The 18,243-nt window shown below is 68.5% G+C and carries 17 protein-coding genes; 7 read left to right on the forward strand and 10 right to left on the reverse strand.

Annotated elements, in window-relative coordinates; genetic code table 11:
• Window positions 1-59: 59 nt before the first annotated feature.
• The 3 genes from LIN44_RS06520 to LIN44_RS06530 form a co-directional block, all read right to left on the reverse strand.
• The gene (locus tag LIN44_RS06520; RefSeq protein ID WP_227312018.1) at window positions 60-1,172 is read right to left on the reverse strand and encodes an IS481 family transposase; all 1,113 of its coding nucleotides are present in this window, start codon (window positions 1,170-1,172) and stop codon (window positions 60-62) included.
• Window positions 1,173-1,385: 213 nt separating this feature from the next.
• Window positions 1,386-3,215 carry an ABC transporter ATP-binding protein gene (locus tag LIN44_RS06525; RefSeq protein ID WP_227314031.1) on the reverse strand — a complete coding sequence of 610 codons (1,830 nt, stop codon included), beginning with the start codon at window positions 3,213-3,215 and terminating at the stop codon, window positions 1,386-1,388.
• Between the two features lie 198 nt (window positions 3,216-3,413).
• A complete protein-coding gene (locus tag LIN44_RS06530) occupies window positions 3,414-5,096 on the reverse strand; it encodes an L-lactate permease (protein ID WP_227314032.1) in 1,683 nt (560 codons plus the stop codon).
• Window positions 5,097-5,509: 413 nt separating this feature from the next.
• Here LIN44_RS06530 and LIN44_RS06535 point away from each other — a divergent pair, with 413 nt between their 5' ends.
• Complete coding sequence (locus LIN44_RS06535; RefSeq protein WP_227314033.1) at window positions 5,510-6,163, forward strand: LysE family translocator; 654 nt, start codon at window positions 5,510-5,512, stop codon at window positions 6,161-6,163.
• 27 nt (window positions 6,164-6,190) lie between these two features.
• Here the strand turns inward: LIN44_RS06535 and LIN44_RS06540 are convergent, their stop codons facing one another.
• The 7 genes from LIN44_RS06540 to LIN44_RS06570 form a co-directional block, all read right to left on the reverse strand.
• Window positions 6,191-6,835 carry a glutathione S-transferase family protein gene (locus LIN44_RS06540; RefSeq protein ID WP_227314034.1) on the reverse strand — a complete coding sequence of 215 codons (645 nt, stop codon included), beginning with the start codon at window positions 6,833-6,835 and terminating at the stop codon, window positions 6,191-6,193.
• 38 nt (window positions 6,836-6,873) lie between these two features.
• A complete protein-coding gene (locus tag LIN44_RS06545; RefSeq protein WP_227314035.1) occupies window positions 6,874-8,058 on the reverse strand; it encodes a PLP-dependent aminotransferase family protein in 1,185 nt (394 codons plus the stop codon).
• Window positions 8,059-8,137: 79 nt separating this feature from the next.
• A complete protein-coding gene (locus LIN44_RS06550; protein WP_012353394.1) occupies window positions 8,138-8,605 on the reverse strand; it encodes a RidA family protein in 468 nt (155 codons plus the stop codon).
• A gap of 11 nt (window positions 8,606-8,616) precedes the next feature.
• A complete protein-coding gene (locus tag LIN44_RS06555; protein WP_227314349.1) occupies window positions 8,617-9,534 on the reverse strand; it encodes a DMT family transporter in 918 nt (305 codons plus the stop codon).
• Between the two features lie 119 nt (window positions 9,535-9,653).
• On the reverse strand, window positions 9,654-10,316 hold the full coding sequence (locus LIN44_RS06560) for a LysE family translocator (protein WP_227314036.1): 663 nt from the start codon (window positions 10,314-10,316) through the stop codon (window positions 9,654-9,656).
• Complete coding sequence (locus LIN44_RS27625) at window positions 10,313-10,495, reverse strand: hypothetical protein (protein WP_370641624.1); 183 nt, start codon at window positions 10,493-10,495, stop codon at window positions 10,313-10,315. Before LIN44_RS27625 ends, LIN44_RS06560 begins: the two co-directional genes overlap by 4 nt.
• 31 nt (window positions 10,496-10,526) lie before the next feature.
• Window positions 10,527-11,204, reverse strand: coding sequence for a VOC family protein (locus LIN44_RS06570; RefSeq protein WP_227314037.1), 678 nt, complete (start codon window positions 11,202-11,204; stop codon window positions 10,527-10,529).
• Between the two features lie 84 nt (window positions 11,205-11,288).
• Here LIN44_RS06570 and LIN44_RS06575 point away from each other — a divergent pair, with 84 nt between their 5' ends.
• From LIN44_RS06575 to LIN44_RS06600, 6 genes are all read left to right on the forward strand, one after another.
• On the forward strand, window positions 11,289-12,836 hold the full coding sequence (locus tag LIN44_RS06575; protein WP_227314038.1) for a PLP-dependent aminotransferase family protein: 1,548 nt from the start codon (window positions 11,289-11,291) through the stop codon (window positions 12,834-12,836).
• A gap of 117 nt (window positions 12,837-12,953) precedes the next feature.
• Window positions 12,954-14,864 carry a molecular chaperone HtpG gene (gene htpG / locus LIN44_RS06580; protein ID WP_227314039.1) on the forward strand — a complete coding sequence of 637 codons (1,911 nt, stop codon included), beginning with the start codon at window positions 12,954-12,956 and terminating at the stop codon, window positions 14,862-14,864.
• Between the two features lie 245 nt (window positions 14,865-15,109).
• Window positions 15,110-15,613 carry a DNA-deoxyinosine glycosylase gene (locus LIN44_RS06585; RefSeq protein WP_227314040.1) on the forward strand — a complete coding sequence of 168 codons (504 nt, stop codon included), beginning with the start codon at window positions 15,110-15,112 and terminating at the stop codon, window positions 15,611-15,613.
• Window positions 15,614-15,844: 231 nt separating this feature from the next.
• Window positions 15,845-16,282, forward strand: coding sequence for a universal stress protein (locus LIN44_RS06590; RefSeq protein ID WP_227314041.1), 438 nt, complete (start codon window positions 15,845-15,847; stop codon window positions 16,280-16,282).
• Window positions 16,283-16,484: 202 nt separating this feature from the next.
• A complete protein-coding gene (locus tag LIN44_RS06595; protein ID WP_227314042.1) occupies window positions 16,485-17,237 on the forward strand; it encodes a tetratricopeptide repeat protein in 753 nt (250 codons plus the stop codon).
• Between the two features lie 57 nt (window positions 17,238-17,294).
• The gene (locus LIN44_RS06600) at window positions 17,295-18,167 is read left to right on the forward strand and encodes a spermidine synthase (RefSeq protein WP_227314350.1); all 873 of its coding nucleotides are present in this window, start codon (window positions 17,295-17,297) and stop codon (window positions 18,165-18,167) included.
• The last annotated feature ends 76 nt before the right edge of the window (window positions 18,168-18,243 follow it).

The raw sequence follows: 18,243 nt of genomic DNA on the forward strand, positions 1-18,243 counted from the left end.
TGGACCGGGGACATGGGTAACACATGTGCCAGGACATGGGTAACAGTCCAGTCTCCAGTTTAATTGGCCTCCTGTAGGTCTATTGTGGCCACCTTCTGATGGCAGAAGTAGACATCAAAGGTGCCGTCCAAATCCACGCGAGGGCGCAGCGCTACGGGCGTTCCGACCAAGGCTCGTCCGACCCGGAACGTCTTTCCTCGGAAGCAGATGCGCCCGCCGTCGCCTACCTTTCGCACGATGTCATCGCTGCCGTACTCGATAGGCGGGAGCTCGCGCGGCATCGTCCGTGGACTAGGCGCATAGCGGCTTGCGGGTGTCTCCATATCCAGGGCGTGGTGTGGGCGCTTGAAGTTGTACACGTGGCGCCAATGGCTGAAGTGATGCTGCGCATCGTCCAGATCCCGGAAGCGCTGGTTGGCCAACAGCTCTGCCTGCATGGTTCGATGGAAGCGCTCGTCCTTACCGTTGGTCTGCGGATGGCGAGGTCGGCTATGACTGAGCCGCACCCCCAGGCGGATCAGCCAAGCACCCAACGTGGTAAGTGCACGGGGCACTGGAGAACCCCAGGGCGGGCCGTTGTCTGCATTGATGCGCTCGGGCAGCCCATAGCGCGCAAAAGCCTTCTCTAACGCTTCCTGTACGGATTCAAACTGTTCGTTGCCCAAGGCCCTGAGCAGCACATTGAACCGGGAGTGATCGTCCAAGACCGTGAGTGGGTGGCACCGCTGCGTGTCGGTAGCGAAGTGGCCTTTAAAGTCAATTTGCCATAGTGCATTGGGCCGGTCGTGCTCGAAGCGCTGCCAGGCTGTAGCGGCCGAGCTGGCGGCCGGATCGATCAAGCCATGGCGGCGCAGCACCCAATTGACTGTGCTCGGGGCGATTTGGACGCAGTGGTCACGCTCCAGTACGCGTGCGATCTTGCGGGCGCCCCAGGCCGAATGTTCGGCTCGGATCGCTAGCACGCCCTCTTCGACGGCAGCTGGAGTTCGGCCGGGAGAGCTATGTGGCCGCCGAGTTCGGTCGTCCAGATCCTCTCGGTTCAACCACTTGTAACCGGTCTTGCGACTGATGCAGAAGCGGCGGCAAAGCTCCGCAATATTGGCGTCCGCCTGGCGTGCCAGGCGGACGAACTCTTCTCTTTGCTGCTTCACGGTGTTTTGGCTCCAGGGCAACGTTGTCCTCCCGCTGACTAAGCGGGAAAAGTGTTACCCATGTCCTGGCACACCTGTTACCTATGTCCCCGGTCTATACAGCTCGCGGGAGAGGGGCAGGGGGTGAGGGCAGGCCGTGGCATACCGCAGGCCTGACTTCGAAGACGCTCCCGCCCTCACCCCAACCCTCTCCCGCAAGCGGGAGAGGGAGCCCCCAATCTGGTGGGCAACGCCTCAATCCACCCCCACGAATCCCCCCGTCTGATGCGCCCACAGCCGCGCATACAGCCCCCCATGCGCGAGCAACTCCGCATGCGTGCCGCTCTCGACGATATGCCCGTTGTCCAGCACCACCAGCCGGTCCATGCGCGCGATCGTCGACAGCCGGTGCGCGATGGCGATCACGGTCTTGCCCTGCATCAGCGTCTCCAGGCTTTCCTGGATCGCGGCTTCCACTTCGGAATCCAGCGCCGAGGTCGCTTCGTCCAGGATCAGGATCGGCGCGTTCTTCAGCAGCACCCGCGCGATCGCGATGCGCTGGCGCTGACCGCCTGACAGTTTCACGCCGCGCTCGCCGACCTGCGCCTCCAGCCCGGTGTTGCCGTGGGCATCGACCAGGTCGGGGATGAACTCGTCGGCGCGGGCGCGGTGCAGCGCCGCGGCCAGTTCGGCCTCGGTGCTGGAGGGCTTGCCGTACAGCAGGTTCTCGCGGATCGAGCGGTGCAGCAGCGAGGTGTCCTGCGTGACCATGCCGATCTGCGCGCGCAGGCTTTCCTGCGTGACCGTGGCGATGTCCTGGCCGTCGATCACGATGCGGCCGCGCTCCACGTCGTAGAGCCGCAGCAGCAGGTTGACCAGCGTCGACTTGCCGGCGCCGGACGGGCCCACCAGGCCGATCTTCTCGCCCGGCCGCACCGTCAGGTTGACGCCCTCGATCACGCCCGAGCCCTTGCCGTAGTGGAACCCCACCTGCTCGAAGCGGACTTCGCCGTGCGTGACGCGCAGCGGCTGCGCGTTGGCGCGGTCGGTGACCTTGCGCGGCACCGCGATGGTCTTCATGCCGTCCTGCACCTGGCCGACGTTCTCGAAGATGCCGTTGACCACCCACATGATCCAGCCCGACATATTGTTGATGCGGATCACCAGCCCGGTGGTCAGCGCGATCGCGCCGGTGGTGACATGCCCGGTGCTCCACAGCCACACCGCCAGCCCGGTGGTGCCGGCGATCAGCGCGCCGTTCATCGCGGTGATGGTGACGTCCATGCCGCTGACCATGCGCCCCGCCTGCCGCGTCTTCTCGGTCTGCTCGGACATGGCGTCGCGCGCGTAGTCTTCTTCCTGCCGGGTATGCGCGAACAGCTTGAGCGTGGTGATATTGGTATAGCCGTCGACGATGCGCCCCATCAGCCGCGAGCGCGATTCGGTGGCGACCACCGAGCGCTGCTTCACGCGCGGCACGAAGTACAGCAGCGCGGCGACGTAGCAGACGATCCACAGCAGCAGCGGAATCATCAGGCGCCAGTCGGCCTGCGCGAACAGCACCAGCGAACTGACGGCGTAGATCGCCACGTGCCACAGCGCGTCCACCGCCTGCACCGCGGAGTCGCGCAGCGAGAAGCCGGTCTGCATGATGCGCTGGGCGATGCGCCCGGCAAAGTCGTTCTGGAAGAACGACAGGCTCTGCTTGAGCACATAGCGATGGTTCTGCCAGCGGATCAGGTTGGACAGGCTGGGGCTGATCACCTGGTGCACCAGCACGTCGTGCAGGCCGAAGAAGATGGGCCGCAGCAGCACCGCCACCACCGCCATCCACACCAGTTCGTTGCGGTGCCGGCTGAAGAATTCGGCGCCGGGCGTGGTCTGCGCCATGTCGACCAGCCGGCCGAGGAAGCTGAACAGCGCCACCTCGATCAGCGCGCCGACCAGGCCGACCAGCAACAGCAGCACGAACACGCCCCAGACCTCGCGCAGGTACCAGGTGTAGAAGCGCAGCACCTGGCCCGGCGGCTCGCGGTCGGGCATGTGGCGGAAGGGGTCGATCAGTCTTTCCAGGCGACGCAACATGGCGGGTTCCCGTTGTGCCAGGCGCGCCCGGGCGTCTTCGTGGGACGCTGGGCGCGCATGTGAAGGAGCGAACGCAACATGATACGCGCCTCGTACCATGGAAAAAGCCCCGCCGGGAGCGGGGCTTTGGCTGAACGGCAGCGCGAAACCGCCTACGTGGAGGGGCCGGCCCTGAGCGGGACCGGCGCAGCCGCGTGCTCAGGGGTGATGGATCACCATATGCGTGAACGGCGGCACGTAGGCCTGCAGCGTCACGAACAGGCCCACCAGGATCGCCAGCACGATCGAGTGGAAGAACACGTAGCGCAGGATGTCGCCCTCGTGGCCATACCACTTGGTTGCGGTCGACGCGACCACGATCGACTGCGCGTCGATCATCTTGCCCATCACGCCGCCCGAGCTGTTGGCCGAGGCCATCAGCACCGGCGACAGCCCCAGCTGCTCGGCGGTGGTCTTCTGCAGGCCGCCGAACAGCACGTTCGAGGCCGTGTCCGAGCCGGTCAGCGCCACGCCCAGCCAGCCCAGCATGGTCCCGAACAACGGGTAGAACACGCCGGTGTGGGCAAAGGCCAGCCCCAGCGTGGCATCGAGGCCCGAGTAGCGCGTCAGGTAGCCGACCCCGAACATGGCGCAGATGGTCAGCAGCGAGTAGCGCACCAGCTTGATGGTTTCCCAGTACTCCTTGAACAGCCGCGGCACCGAGTAGCCCATCAGCAGGCCGCCGGCAATGGCCGAGACGAAGATGCCGGTGCCGGCCATCGACAGCACGTTGAAGTTGAACACCGCGCCTTCGATGACTTCCTTCGGCACCACCGGCGGCACCTTGACGATGGCCTTGTCGAGGCCCGGCACCGGGAATTTCCAGGCCCACAGGCTATCCATCAGCTTCTTGAACTCGGGGATGCCCCAGACGAACACGAACACCGTCAGGATCACCCACGGCATCCACGCCTTGGCCACCGAGATCCCGGCCGAGGCGGCGCTGGCGCGCGCGTCGGCTTCGAGCGCTTCGGGGTGGTCGACCTTGGAGTCGTCATGGCGGCCCAGGATCTTGGTCGAGGTCCAGATTTCCTTCGGATGCCAGACCTTCAGGAACAGCGTCAGCGCGCCCATCGACACCAGCGCGGCGATCACGTCGACCAGCCACGGGCCGTGGAAATTCGACACCAGGTATTGCGGGATGGCGAAGCTCACGCCCGCCACCAGGATCGCCGGCCAGATCGCCAGCATGCCGCGGAAGCCGGCAAAGGCCCAGATCAGCCAGAACGGCACGATCACCGAAAAGAACGGCAGCTGCCGGCCGATCATCGCCGACAGGTCGAGCAGGTCGAGCCCGGTCACCGAGGCCAGCCCGATGATCGGCGCGCCCAGCGCGCCGTACGCCACCGGCGCGGTGTTGGCGATCAGCGCCAGGCCCGAGGCCGCCAGCGGCGAGAAGCCCAGACCGATGAGGATCGCGCCGGTCACGGCCACCGGCGTGCCGAAGCCGGCCGCGCCCTCGAAGAAGGCGCCGAAGCTGAACGCCACCAGCAGCAGCTGCAGGCGGCGGTCTTCGGTGATGCCGGAGATCGAGTTCTGCAACACCTTGAACGATCCGTTCAGCGTGGTGAGCCGGTGCAGGAAGATGATGTTCAGCACGATCCAGCCGATCGGGAACAGTCCGGAGACGATGCCCAGCCCCGCCGCCTTGCCCGCCATGGCCGCCGGCATGCCGAACACGGTCGAGGCGACCACGATGCCGATCACCAGCGCCAGGCCGGCGGCCAGGTGCGCCTGCATATGGAAGAACGCCAGCGCTGCCAGCAGCACGGCGACGGGAATGCCCGCGGCAATGGTCGACAGCGCCATATTGCCTAGCGGGTCATAGACTTGACTCCACACGATCGAAATCCTCCTCTGATTTTTGGCTCGGGTGCCCGGGCGATCTGCGTGCCCTGGAACTCCCGCATGCGCTTTGCACCGGCGTGCGGCATCCGCCGCGCCGGCAAAGAACCAGGATTTTAAAAAGGGCCCGATGGCGCTCGCCGTACATCGCGTCATGATCGCGATGAGCCACATTCAGGGATCAGGGTTTGCCCCGAGGAGCATGGCGGTTCACATGGGGCCCTTGCGGCACACCGGCCAGAGTACTCTAAACGACGCCCGTTGCAAAAGTATGCAAGCCAGCCGCGCGCCAGCATGACTTGCGACTGCGACGATTGCCGGCGGCTGGCGCGGGCGCGGCCATGGCGCCATACTGGCGGGCAGCGCGCCGGCACACCGCCGGCGCCATCCCATTTCGAGGCGAGGTTCCCATGACTGAATTCCTTCCGCCGTGGCCGCTGCTGACGGCCTTCGTGGTGGCCAGCCTGGCGCTGGCGATCACGCCGGGCCCGGCCGTGGTCTATATCGTCACGCGCACGCTGGCGCAGGGTCGGCAGGCCGGGCTGGCGTCGATCGGCGCGGTGGCGCTGGGCAACCTGGGCAACGCCATCGGCGCCTCGCTGGGGCTGGCGGTGCTGTTCTCGGTCTCGGCGCTGGCCTTCACGGTGGTCAAGTACGCCGGCGCGGCCTACCTGATCTGGCTGGGCCTGCGCGCCTTGCGCGGTTCAGGCCCCGGTGTCGACGGCGGCGCCCCCGAAATGGCGCCGCGCAGCCTGCGCCAGGTGGTGCGCGATGGCTTCGTGGTGGCGTTGCTCAATCCCAAGACCGCGATCTTCTTCGCGGCCTTCCTGCCGCAGTTCATGAATCCCGCGGGCTCGGCGCTGGCGCTGAGCCTGGTGCTGGGCGTGGCCTTCGTGCTGATCGCGGCGACTACGGATGCGTGCTACGTGATGGCCGCCGCCGCGGTGATGCCGGCGCTGCGCCGCGCCGGCCGGGCACGCGCCATGGGCCGCTACCTGACCGGCGCGGCCTTTATCGGGCTGGGCGTGTTTACCGCGGCGTCGGGCTCGCGCGCGCCGAAGTAGGCAGGACGTGGAAAGAACCGCCGCGGCTCAGCGCAGCGGCAGTTCCAGGATGCCGCCGGCGGCGGGGCGGGCGCGCATGGCGTTGAGCCATCGTTCCAGCTCGGGGCGCGGCTGGTGCTGGCGCGGCAGGCCCAGCCAGCGGTGCGCGGCGCAGGCCAGCGAGATGTCGGCCATGGTGAAGCGGTCGCCGCCGATGAACTCGCGCCCGGCCAGCGCCCGGTCCAGCAGCGCGGCGAGCGGCTCGGTGCGCTCGCACGAGGCCTCGATCGCGGCCGCATCGCGCTCGGCTGCGGGCTTGCGCACCAGGTTCAGGAACGCCGTCACCATGGCCGGGCTGAAGGCGGTGGTCTGCCAGTCCATCCAGCGGTCGGCCGAGGCGCGCGCCTTCACGTCCTCGGGCCACAGCGTGCCTTCGCCGTAGCGCGCGCACAGGTAGCGCACGATCGCATTGGACTCCCACAGCACGAAGGGCTCGCCGCCGACATCGGTGCCGCGGAAATCCTCGATCACCGGGATCTGGCGGTTAGGGTTCAGGCGCACGTAGGCCTCGGTGTCGAGGTCGCCCTTGGTCACGCCGATATCGACGCGCTCGTGGTCCAGGTGCAGCTCGCGCGCGCACCACACCACCTTCTGCACGTTGATGGAGGAAAGCCGGCCCCAGATACGCAACATGTCGTCTCCCAAGTGAAGTGCGCCCGTCTGCCGTGGCCTCAGGCCGCGCGCGGCTGCCGCGCCGCGGCGATGGCTTCGCGGAACAGCTCGCCGAGGATCGCCACGCCCTGCTCGATGCGCTCCGCCGGCACCGTGACAAAGGCCAGGCGCAGCGCGTTGCGCTTCGGGTTGTTGGCGTAGAACGGCGCGCCCGGCACGTAGGCGACGTTGCGCTTCACCGCTTCTTCCAGGATCACCATGCTGTCCAGGCCCTCGGGCAGCTCCATCCAGATGAACATGCCGCCTTCGGGCGCATTCCAGCTGACGCCCTCGGGCATGTGGCGCTTGAGCGCATCCAGCATGGTCTGGCACTGCTTGCCGTAGAGCTCGCGGATGGTCGGGATGTGGGTGTCGAGCAGGCCGTCGCGCACGGTCTCGTAGGCCACGCGCTGGGTGAAGGTGGGCGTGTGCAGGTCCGATGCCTGCTTGGCCTGGCACAGCTTGAAATGCAGCTCGGGCGGGGCGATCACGTAGCCCAGGCGCATGCCGGGGGCCAGGATCTTCGAGAACGAGCCCATGTAGATCACGCCGTCCGGGTTCATCGACAGCAGGCTCGGCAGCTGGTCGCCGGTGTAGCTGAGCGCGCCGTAGGGATCGTCCTCGACCAGCAGCACGCCCAGTTGCTGCGCGCGCGCCACCAGCGCCTGGCGGCGCTCGAGCGGCAGGCGCCGCCCGGTCGGGTTCTGGAAGTTGGGCAGGGCGTACAGGAAGCGCGCGCCGGCGCTCAGCTCGGGTGTCAGCGCCTCGGGCAGCAGGCCCTTGTCGTCGCTGGGGATCGAGACGAACTCCGGCTCGAACAGCGAGAACGCCTGCAGCGCGCCGAGGTAGCTGGGGGTTTCCACCATCACCTTGCTGCCCGGGTCGATCATCACCTTGGCGATCAGGTCCAGCGCCTGCTGCGAGCCGGTGGTGATCAGCACGCGCCCGACCGCCACGTCATGGCGCCTGGCGACGAACTCGCGCAGCGGCAGGTAGCCTTCGGTCGCGGCGTATTGCAGCGCCGCCTGCGGGTTGTCGGCGAAGACGCGGGCCGTCGCGGCTTCCATCGCCGCTACCGGGAACGACGCCGGCGACGGCAGGCCGCCGGCGAACGAAATGACTTCCGGACGCTCGGTGACCTTCAGGATTTCGCGGATGGCCGAGCTGGTCAGTTGCTGCGCCCGGCGGGAAATGGCCCATTTCATGATGTGTCTCTTGTGGTCTGCGGTGATTCTGGGGAGAGCGGCCACGGCAACGGCCGGCCGCTCAGTCAACGATATGGATTCAGCCCTGCACTTCGGCGATCAGCTCGATCTCGACGCAGGCGCCCAGCGGCACCTGCGCCACGCCAAACGCGCTGCGCGCGTGCTTGCCCTTGTCGCCGAAGACTTCGGCCAGCAGCTCGGAGGCGCCGTTGGTGACCAGGTGCTGCTCGGTGAAGTCGGTGGTCGAATTGACCAGGCTCATCACCTTGACGATGCGGGTGACGCGGTTCAGGTCGCCGACATGCGCGTGCAGCGTCGCCAGCAGGTCGATGGCGACGGCGCGGGCGGCGGCCTTGCCGGTGTCGGTGTCGATGTCCTGGCCCAGCTTGCCGGTCCATACCTTGCCGTCCTTGCGCGCGATATGGCCCGACAGGAACACGGTGTTGCCGGTCTGCGCGGCCATCACGTAGGCGGCGGCGGGGGCGCTGACGGCAGGCAGTTCGATGCCGAGGCGGGCAAGGGTGTCGTAGACCGAGGTTTGGGACATGTAGGCTCCAGTCAGTGAATGCGTCCGGGAAGGATCGGTGGGGGTTCCGGGGCAGGTGCGGTTTGCTGCACGGCGGCGCGGCGGCCCAGGGCCACGACGGCAATCACCGCCACCGCGAAGGCGATGGTGGCAGCGTCGAGCGGCTCGGACAGGATCAGCGCGCCGCCCGCCAGTGTCAGGAACGGCTGCAGCAATTGTATCTGGCCGACGCGGGCCACGCCGCCTTTTGCCAGGCCGGCGTACCAGAAAAGGAAGCCCACGAACATCGAGAACACCGAAACATAGGCCATGCCGCCCCAGGCCCGCGGCGATGCGGCCGCAATCGCCGGCAGGTCGCGCAGCGTCAGCCAGGCCACCACCGGCACCAGCACCGGCAGCGAGACCACCAGCGCCCAGCTGATGGTTTCGAGTCCGCCCAGCTCGCGCGACAGCTTGCCGCCCTCGGCATAGCCGAGCGCGCCCAGCAGCACCGCGCCGAACAGGAACCAGTCGGCATGCTGCAGGCCGCCGGCCCCCTGCCACACGGCAAAGCCGACCACCAGCGCGCTGCCGGCCACCGCCGACAGCCAGAACGCCGGCGATGGCCGCTCGCGCCCGAACCACGCGGCGAATACGGCCGTCGCCAATGGCAGCAGGCCGATCACGATGGCGCCGTGGCTGGCCGGCACCTCGCGCATGGCCAGCGAGGAAAAGAGCGGGAAGCCCGCCACCACCCCCAGCGCGGTCACCGCCAGCCGCGCCCATTGACCGCCGCGCGGGCGCCGACCGGCGCGCAGCGCGCCGCGCCAGGCCAGCAGTGCCAGCGCCAGCAGCGCGGCCAGCACGGCCCGCGCCAGCGCGACGAAGACCGGGTCCAGTTCCGCCACCGCCATGCGCGTGAACGGCAGCGTCTGGCTGAAGATCGCCACGCCAATCAGGCCCAGCAGCATGCCGCCGGAGGCGGGCGCGGCAGCAGCCGCAGGTGTCGTCGATGACAAGGGAGTTTGCGGAGCGGGGCGGCTGGCGGGCATGGTTGGCCTCTGTGTTGTCGGGAGTGTCGGTTGCGTGGTCAGGCAACCGCGGGCACGCCGGGACGGGCCCCGAGCGCAATCCACAGCGCCGTCAGCGCCAGCGCCGCGCCCATGGCGCGGTTGAACCAGCGCACGCGCTGCCCGTGCTGCAGCCACTGCCGCAGCGACGCGCCCACCGCGCCATAGACGCCGTTGCTGACAAAGCCGAGCACGCCGAACACGCCGCACACCAGCAGCATGCGCTGCACCGGCGAGGACGCGCCCGCCATGTAAGACGCCGCCACCGCCAGCGCCAGCATCCACGCCTTGATGTTGGCGTACTGCAGCGCCGCCGACTGCCACACGCTGAGCGGGCGCAGCACCTGCTTTTCGGCCAGCGCGGTGCTGCGCGCGATCTTCCACGCCAGCCACAGCAGGTAGGCGACGCCGGCCGCGTGCACCGCGGCGGCCAGCGCCGGCTGCCCCAGCACCAGCGCGCCCACGCCCAGCGCGCACAGCGCCAGGATGCTGGCAAAGCCGAAGGCGACGCCGACGCAGTGCGGCAGCGTCGCGCGCAGGCCGAAGTTGGCCCCGGTCACCGCGGCGATGGTGGTGTTGGGCCCGGGCGTGAACAGGCCGACCGTGAGCAGCGTCAGCAGCGCCGCGAACTGCGCCGCGCTAAGGCCGGTGAGCAAGCCGGTGAGCAGTGCGGAAGCGGTCATGCGAACGCCACCGCCATGCGCCGGTTGGCGCGGCTCTTCTTTTCGATCCTGGTCACCGCCACCGCGCCGATGCGCACGGTCTGGTCGAGCCCGATCCCTTCGGCGCTGGCGGCCACGACGGTGGCGCTGCAGTGGCCGGGATACGGGTCTGCGTCGAAACGCTTGCGGGTGGCGGACATCGGGGGCTCCTTGGCTTTGTTCTAAGAATGGCTAGCGCAGGGTGCGGATGCCCTGCGCCGTTTCGATCTCGGCAATCAGTTCAGGCGGGCCGTCGCCCTGTTCCACCGCGATCAGGTGGTCGGCGCCCAGCCAGGCCAGCCCCTGGCGCAGCAGCTCGGCGCGCGGATGGCGCGCGCACAACCGGCGCAGCGCCAGGTCCTGCCGCGGCAGGCTGGCGCCGGGGGCGGGGGCCACGTCCCACTGGATCAGGCTGGGCAGCGCGCCGTCGCCGGCGCTGCCCGCTTCGCCGGGCCAGGCCGGCAGGCTGCCGTCGGCCGGTACGGTGATGCGCCAGTGCAGGCGGTCGCGGCTCATGGGGATGACGGGGGCGATGCGCTCGGGATACTGGGCCTGCCAGCGGCTCAGGTCGGCGGGCCGTTCCACGCGCGCGGCCCAGTGCAGCAGGAACGGGCCATCGCGCAGGCGCTGCTGGACTGCTGCGGTGTCCAGGCCGAACCAGCGCGGCCGTGCCGGCGCGGCGGCGGCCGGATCGACGGCGATCACTTCCAGGTAGATGCCGCCGAACAGGCCTAGCACGCGGTTGTGCGTGCCCATGGCCGCATGCGCGCCGCCGCCCTGGGGCGCAATGCCCAGCACGCCGGCAATGTAGTCGGTGCCGGTATCGAGGTCAGGGGCGGCAACCACGAGGTGATCGAGGGCTAGCTTCATCTTGGCTTGATGGTAGACAAGGTACTCGGTACAGTACCGGTACAGTTGAGCGGATCGTCTTCAGTACAGTTGCAGGAGCAGCACATGGATGCCCATACCAGCAAGGGCGGCGCCGGCGGAGACAGCGCCGCCACGGCCCGCCAGAAGGATAGCCGAGGCCAGGCGCCTGCCGCACCGGCGCGCGCGCTGCAGCTGGTGCTGCCGTCCACGGCGCGGCTGCCCGACCCGATCCCGTCGGCACAGATGACGCTGGTCGAGCAGCTGACCGAATGGGCGCGCATGCGCATCGACGAGCGCGTGTTCCGCGCCGGCATGCGCATGCCGTCGATCCGGCAGCTGGCGCAGGAGAAGGGCATCTCGCGCTTTACCGTGGTCGAGGCGTACGAGCGGCTGGTGGCGCTGGGCTACCTGGAATCGCGCCGCGGCTCGGGCTTCTACGTGCGCGAACGGGCCCCGGCCGCGCCGGCAGCATCGGCAGCATCGGTCTCCCACGACGCCGCGGCGGCGCGCAAGATCGACGTGACCTGGCTGCTGCGCAGCATGTTCCATACCGCCGAGGCGCACAAGGCGCCGGGGCTGGGCTTCCTGCCCAACGACTGGCTCGACGGCGAGCTGATCGCCAGCGCGCTGCGCGGGCTCGGGCGCCAGCCCGGCAACCATTTCCTCGCCAGCGGCACGCCGCAGGGCTTCCTGCCGCTGCGCCAGCAGCTGCGCACCCGGCTGGAAGAACTGGAGATCCGCGCCGGCGCCGAGCAGATCGTGCTGACCTCGGGCATCACCCAGGCGCTCGACCTGATCGCGCGGCTTTACCTGCAACCCGGCGACGCGGTGCTGGTGGGCGACCCGGCCTGGTTCGTGATGTTCGGCCGCTTTGCCGCGCAGGGCGCGCAGGTGATCGGCGTGCCCTACACCGGCGAAGGGCCGGACCTGGAGGCGCTGGAGCGCATCGTGCAGGCGCGCCGCCCCAGGCTGTTCGTGATCAACTCGGTGCTGCACAACCCGACCGGCACCTCGCTGTCGGCAGCCAAGGCCTTCCAGCTGCTGCGCCTGGCCGAGCAGTACGACTTCCTGATCGTCGAGGACGACATCTACTGCGACCTGTGCCCGCCCGGCCACGCCGCCACCCGGCTGGCCAGCCTGGACCAGCTGCGCCGGGTGATCTACCTGGGCAGCTTCTCCAAGACGCTGGCGGCCAACCTGCGCGTCGGCTTTGTCGCCGCGCACCCGGAAACGGCCGCGGCGCTGACCGACAGCAAGCTGCTGGCCGGGCTGGCCACGCCGGAGATCAACGAGCGGGTGCTGTACAAGGTGCTGACCGAAGGGCATTACCGCAAGCATGTCGAGCGCGTGCGCACCCGGCTCGACCGGGCCCGCGACGACACCCGGCGCGCGCTGGAACGGCTGGGCCTGCGCCTGTTCCCCGGCCAGCACGCCGGCATGTACCTGTGGGCCGACTCCGGCCGCGATTCCAACGCCATCACCACCGCCGGCCATGAGGAAGGCTACCTGTTCGCCCCGGGCAGCCTGTTTTCGCCGTCGCAGATGCCGTCCGGCTGGATGCGCTTCAACGTCGCCAGCAGTGGCGACCCCGACATGCTGCGCTTCCTGGCGCAGCAGCTTGAACGGCTGTAGCGGGGCAACCGGCGCGCCCCCGGGTCTTGAAAATGGCCCGGGCGTCCCTATTTTTGCCGGCACGGCCCCGGCGGCCACCCAACCCATCCAGATTCGCCTGTTTTCAAGAGGAGAACCATGACCGCACCGCACGAGACGATGAGCTTCCAGGCGGAAGTGAAGCAGCTGCTGCACCTGATGATCCACTCGCTGTACAGCAACAAGGAAATCTTCCTGCGCGAGCTGGTCTCGAATGCTTCGGACGCCACTGACAAGCTGCGCTTCGAGGCGATCGCGAATCCGTCCCTGCTCGAGAACGACGCCGACCTGGCCATCCGCATCGAGGCCGATGCCCAAGCGCGCACGCTGAAGATCACCGACAACGGCATCGGCATGAGCCGCGACGAGGCCATCCGCAACCTCGGCACCATCGCGCGCTCGGGCACGAAGGAGTTCTTCCAGCAGCTGTCCGGCGACCAGCAGAAGGACGCCGCGCTGATCGGCCAGTTCGGCGTGGGCTTCTATTCGGCCTTTATCGTCGCCGACAAGGTCACCGTGGAAACGCGCCGCGCCGGCCTGGGCGCCGAGGAAGCGGTGCGCTGGGAAAGCACCGGCGACGGCGAGTTCACCGTCGACGCCATTGCGCGCGCCGAGCGCGGCACCACCATCACGCTGCACCTGCGCGAGGGCGAGGACGATTTCCTCTCCGCGTGGCGGCTGAAGGGCATCATCCAGAAGTATTCGGACCACATCTCGCTGCCGATCCGCATGCCCAAGGAAGTGTGGGACGCCGAAGCCAGCAGCTACAAGCGCACCGACGAGTGGGAGAGCGTGAACCAGGCCAGCGCGCTGTGGACCCGCGCCAAGTCCGACATCACCGACGAGCAGTACACCGCGTTCTACCAGCACATCGCGCACGACAACGAGGCGCCGCTGGCGTGGACCCACAACCGGGTCGAGGGCCGCAGCGAATACACCCAGCTGCTGTACATCCCGGCGCGCGCGCCGTTCGACCTGTGGGACCGCAACCACAAGGCCGGGCTCAAGCTGTACGTGAAGCGCGTCTTCATCATGGACGACGCCGAGCAGCTGCTGCCGGGCTACCTGCGCTGGGTCAAGGGCGTGGTCGATTCCGCCGACCTGCCGCTGAACGTGTCGCGCGAGCTGCTGCAGGAAAGCCGTGACGTGAAGGCGATCCGCGAGGGCTGCACCAAGCGCGTGCTGTCGATGCTGGAAACGCTGGCCGACAGCGAGGACGAAGCCGAGCGCGCCAAGTACGCCACCTTCTGGCAGCAATTCGGCCAGGCGCTCAAAGAGGGCGTGGGCGAGGACCAGGCCAACCAGGAGCGCGTGGCCAAGCTGCTGCGCTTTGCCTCGACGCACAACGACACCGCCGAACAGAACGTGGCGCTGGCCGCCTATGTCGGCCGCATGAAGGAAGGGCAGGACAAGATCTACTACGTCACGGCCGACACCTGGTCCGCGGCCAAGAACAGCCCGCACCTGGAAGTGTTCCGCAAGAAGGGCATCGAAGTGCTGCTGCTGACCGACCGCGTCGACGAATGGATGCTGTCGTTCCTGCGCGAGTTCGACGGCAAGGAACTGGTCTCGGTGGCGCGCGGCGACCTCGACCTGGGCAAGCTGGCCGACGAGGCCGAGAAGGCTGAGCAGGAAAAGGCCGAGGCCGACTGGAAGGACGTGGTCGAGCGCGCCAAGGCCGTGCTGGCCGGCAAGGCCAAGGACGTGCGCGTGACGCTGCGCCTGACCGAGTCGGCATCGTGCCTGGTCTCGGACGAAGGCGACATGAGCGGCTACCTGCAGCGCCTGCTCAAGCAGGCCGGCCAGAAGGCGCCGGACGCGCAGCCGATCCTGGAACTGAACCCGGAACACGCGCTGGTCAGGAAGCTGCGCGACCTGCAAGGCGAGGAATCAGGCGAGGCCTTCAGCGACCGCCTGCAGGTGCTGTTCGACCAGGCGCTGCTGGCCGAAGGCGGCATGCTGGAAGACCCGGCCGCCTACGTACAGCGCGTGAACAAGCTGCTGGCCTGAGCCAACGCGAAGGTGTGCTCCCCTCTCCCGCTTGCGGGAGAGGGGCCGGGGGTGAGGGCAGGCGCTGGCATACCGACGGCCGGACTTCGTTGACGCTCCGGCCCTCACCCCCACCCCTCTCCCACTTCGCGGGAGAGGGGAGCGTTTGCCGGAGTTCGTGGCAAGCGCAAACGTTCTCGCAAACCGGCGGCCTGCAACACGCGTCGTTCCGCCTTGGTCAGCAACCGGGACCCTGCGTTCTTGCCATGCCCGAAACCATCCCCCCTCAACCGGATCTCCACCAGGGCCTGCCGCCCGTCATCGACGCCCACACCCGCGTGCTGGTACTCGGCAGCTTTCCCGGTGCCGCGTCGCTCGCCGCGCGCCAGTATTACGCCCATCCGCGCAACCAGTTCTGGCCGCTGCTGGGCGCGCTGACCGGCGAACCGCTGCCGCAGTTGCCCTATGCCGAACGGCTGGTGCGGCTGCTGGCGCATCGCATCGGCGTGTGGGACGTGCTGGGCGCGTGCCAGCGCGAAGGCAGCCTCGACAGCAATATCCGCTATCCGCAGGCCAACGATTTCACGCGCCTGCGCGCACTGGCGCCGGCGCTGCGGCGCATCGGCTTCAATGGCGGCACCTCCGGCCGCTTTGCGCCGCAGTTTGCGGCGCAGGGCTACGAGACCGTGGTGCTGCCGTCGTCCAGCCCGGCGCATGCCGCGCGCAGCTTCGAGCAGAAGCTGGTGTTGTGGCGCGAGCTGCTGGCCTGAGGGGCTTGCCGCCGGCCTTGCGTGTAGGGAATCAGCCTGCCCGGAAGTGACGCCTTCCGGATTGTCGTGGGCCATCGCGCACCTATACTGAAATCGGGCCGGCCCATGATTCCAAACCGGGAGTATCGGCCGCTCCTTGTGCGCCTTGCGGGCTCGCACTTTCGGACGCATGGCGTGAATGCACCGGAAGTGAGTTGCCTGAGCCGGCAATATGCAGGCAAGGAGGCAATCATGTTCAAGCATCTCCTGCTGGCGGTCGATGGCTCCGACCTGTCTGAATCGGCGTTCCGCAAGGCGCTCGTGCTGGCGCGGGACATGGGGGCGCGAACCACCGCGGTGCGCGTCTGTCCGAACTACCACGTGCTGACTTACCAGGTCGAGATGCTGGAGGACACCCGCGAAACCTACGTCAAGGAGGCGGCGGCGGGCGCCACGCAGTACCTGCGCGAGCGCGCCGAGGAAGCCAGCGCGGCGGGCGTGCCGTGCGACACCGCCTACGCCGTCAACGACCATCCCTACGAAGCCATCATCAAGACCGCCGAGGACAAGGGCTGCGACCTGATCGTGATGGCGTCGCACGGGCGGCGCGGCATCCAGGGCATGCTGATCGGCAGCGAGACGCTGAAGGTGCTGACGCACAGCAAGATCCCGGTGCTGGTCTATCGCTAGCGCCCCTGCGCGCGGCAGGATACAGGGCCCCGGCGGGCCCGGTTGCAAGACCGGCGCTGCCGGGGCCGCATTTTTGCCGCTGCCGATGGCTTCTGGCATCCTGAGGTCGGCCCCGGACTATCCTGCCGGGACCGCCGCCGCGCCTTTCTGTCACAATGCCGGCGGCTGGCGCGCCCGCCATGGTTCCAAAGGTGATCTCCCTATGCGTATTTTCGGCATCAGCATCCATATCCTCGTCGCACTGTTCTTTGCCGTGCACGCGGTGCGCACGCACCAGAACATGTACTGGCTGCTGATCCTGTTCCTGTTCCCTGGCCTGGGCAGCGTGGTCTATTTCTTTGCGATCTACCTGCCCGAACTGCGCCAGTCGCGCGGGGCGCGCGCGGCAACGCGCGCGATCTCGCAGCTGGTCGACCCCAACCGGGCGGTGCGCGAGGCCCGCACGGATTTCGACCGGGCCCCGACGGTGGCGCATCGCATGCGCCTGGGCGCGGCGCTGCTGGCCGCCGGCGAGCCGGCCGAGGCGCTGCAGCACTACCAGGCGGCGGCCAACGGCCCGTTCGCGACCGATCCCGCGCTGCTGCAGGGCCTGGCGCAGGCGCAGTTCGCCACCGGCGATGCGCCCGGCGCGGTGGCGACGCTGGAGAAACTGTTCGCGGCCAGTCCGCACGCGCGCCAGCAGCCGAAGCCGGCGCTGCTGTACGCGCAAGCCCTGGCCGCGACCGGCGCGGCCGGCACGCGCGCCGCCTTCGAGCAGGCGCTGACCAGCGCCAGCGACGCCGCGCCGCGCTGCCTGTTCGCCGACTGGCTGGCGGCCCAGCCCGACGCCGCCGACCGCGAGCGCGCGCAACAGCTCTATGCCGATATCATCCACGACGCCCGCCACTGGCCGCGCCACGCCCGCGACCACAACCGCGCATGGCTGCAGCGGGCGCAGGCAGCGCTGGGCAAGTAAATCCGCGTGCATTCCCGCCGCTTCAGTCCGCGCGGGATGAACGCCTTCCTCGACGACATGACCCTACTGAAACGCAAATCGATTGAAGCCGTGGCCTCGCGCCGTCCGGCCCGCGGCACCCGTACTCGTGGCGAGGCGCCGCCCCGCGCAGAAAAACGCATGACGCCGCGCTTTGCGCCGGTGACGTTCTCGGAAATGGAAGGGGTGCGCTACCTGCACTTCGGCACCGAGTGGGTGCAAGGGGCGATGCGGCTGCGCAAGCCGGATGCGATCGAGCTGGAATACGCGCAGCAGATGATGGCCTGGCTGCTGTTCCTGTCGCCGTCGGTCGATGAATTCCATGTGGTCCAGCTGGGCCTGGGCGCCGCGGCGCTGACCAAGTTCTGCCATCGCCAGTTCCACCGCGCGCGCGTGACCGCGGTGGAGCTGAATCCCGCCGTGATCGTCGCCGGGCGCAGCATGTTCGGCCTGCGCGAGGACGACGCGCGCCTGACCGTGCGCGAGCAGGATGCCTGGGACTACGTCATGGACGGCGCCCACGCCGGCGCCATCGACGTGCTGCAGGTGGACCTGTACGACGCTACCGCGCGCGGCCCGGTGCTGGACACCACCGCGTTCTACCGCGCCTGCCGCCGCACGCTGAAGGCGCCCGGCGTGATGACGATCAACCTGTTCGGCGACCACGACAGCTTTCCGAAGAACATCGAGCGCATCTGCGATGCCTTCGACAACCGCGTGCTGGTGTTCCCGGAAGTGCATGACGGCAACATCATCGCGCTGGCCTTCAACGGGCCGGAGATCGATGTGTCTTGGGACGTGCTGGAAGCGCGCGCCGACGTGGTCGAGGACACCACCGGGCTGCCGGCGCGCGACTGGGTGAAGAAGCTACGCGCGGCGAATGCGCGGCAGGAAGAGCGGTTGAGGATCTAAGCGAAAGCGCAAAAAGGGGAGAGCGGTGTTGGGTGTGCCCAAGCCGCCCGAACTCGCCCAGGCACGGTGTTCTCCC

The organism is Cupriavidus sp. MP-37 (assembly GCF_020618415.1).
Classification (GTDB): domain Bacteria; phylum Pseudomonadota; class Gammaproteobacteria; order Burkholderiales; family Burkholderiaceae; genus Cupriavidus.

Excerpts from the sequence above, each read along its gene's own strand:
- LIN44_RS06550 (WP_012353394.1), bottom strand. The coding sequence starts at position 8,605 with ATGTCCCAAACCTCGGTCTACGACACCCTTGCCCGCCTCGGCATCGAA.
- LIN44_RS06555 (WP_227314349.1), bottom strand. The coding sequence starts at position 9,534 with ATGCTGCTGGGCCTGATTGGCGTGGCGATCTTCAGCCAGACGCTGCCG.
- LIN44_RS06590 (WP_227314041.1), top strand. The coding sequence starts at position 15,845 with ATGTTCAAGCATCTCCTGCTGGCGGTCGATGGCTCCGACCTGTCTGAA.
- LIN44_RS06545 (WP_227314035.1), bottom strand. The coding sequence starts at position 8,058 with ATGAAATGGGCCATTTCCCGCCGGGCGCAGCAACTGACCAGCTCGGCC.
- LIN44_RS06585 (WP_227314040.1), top strand. The coding sequence starts at position 15,110 with ATGCCCGAAACCATCCCCCCTCAACCGGATCTCCACCAGGGCCTGCCG.
- LIN44_RS06525 (WP_227314031.1), bottom strand. The coding sequence starts at position 3,215 with ATGTTGCGTCGCCTGGAAAGACTGATCGACCCCTTCCGCCACATGCCC.
- LIN44_RS06540 (WP_227314034.1), bottom strand. The coding sequence starts at position 6,835 with ATGTTGCGTATCTGGGGCCGGCTTTCCTCCATCAACGTGCAGAAGGTG.
- LIN44_RS06560 (WP_227314036.1), bottom strand. The coding sequence starts at position 10,316 with ATGACCGCTTCCGCACTGCTCACCGGCTTGCTCACCGGCCTTAGCGCG.
- LIN44_RS06600 (WP_227314350.1), top strand. The coding sequence starts at position 17,295 with ATGACCCTACTGAAACGCAAATCGATTGAAGCCGTGGCCTCGCGCCGT.
- LIN44_RS27625 (WP_370641624.1), bottom strand. The coding sequence starts at position 10,495 with ATGTCCGCCACCCGCAAGCGTTTCGACGCAGACCCGTATCCCGGCCAC.
- LIN44_RS06535 (WP_227314033.1), top strand. The coding sequence starts at position 5,510 with ATGACTGAATTCCTTCCGCCGTGGCCGCTGCTGACGGCCTTCGTGGTG.
- LIN44_RS06570 (WP_227314037.1), bottom strand. The coding sequence starts at position 11,204 with ATGAAGCTAGCCCTCGATCACCTCGTGGTTGCCGCCCCTGACCTCGAT.
- LIN44_RS06575 (WP_227314038.1), top strand. The coding sequence starts at position 11,289 with ATGGATGCCCATACCAGCAAGGGCGGCGCCGGCGGAGACAGCGCCGCC.
- htpG (WP_227314039.1), top strand. The coding sequence starts at position 12,954 with ATGACCGCACCGCACGAGACGATGAGCTTCCAGGCGGAAGTGAAGCAG.
- LIN44_RS06595 (WP_227314042.1), top strand. The coding sequence starts at position 16,485 with ATGCGTATTTTCGGCATCAGCATCCATATCCTCGTCGCACTGTTCTTT.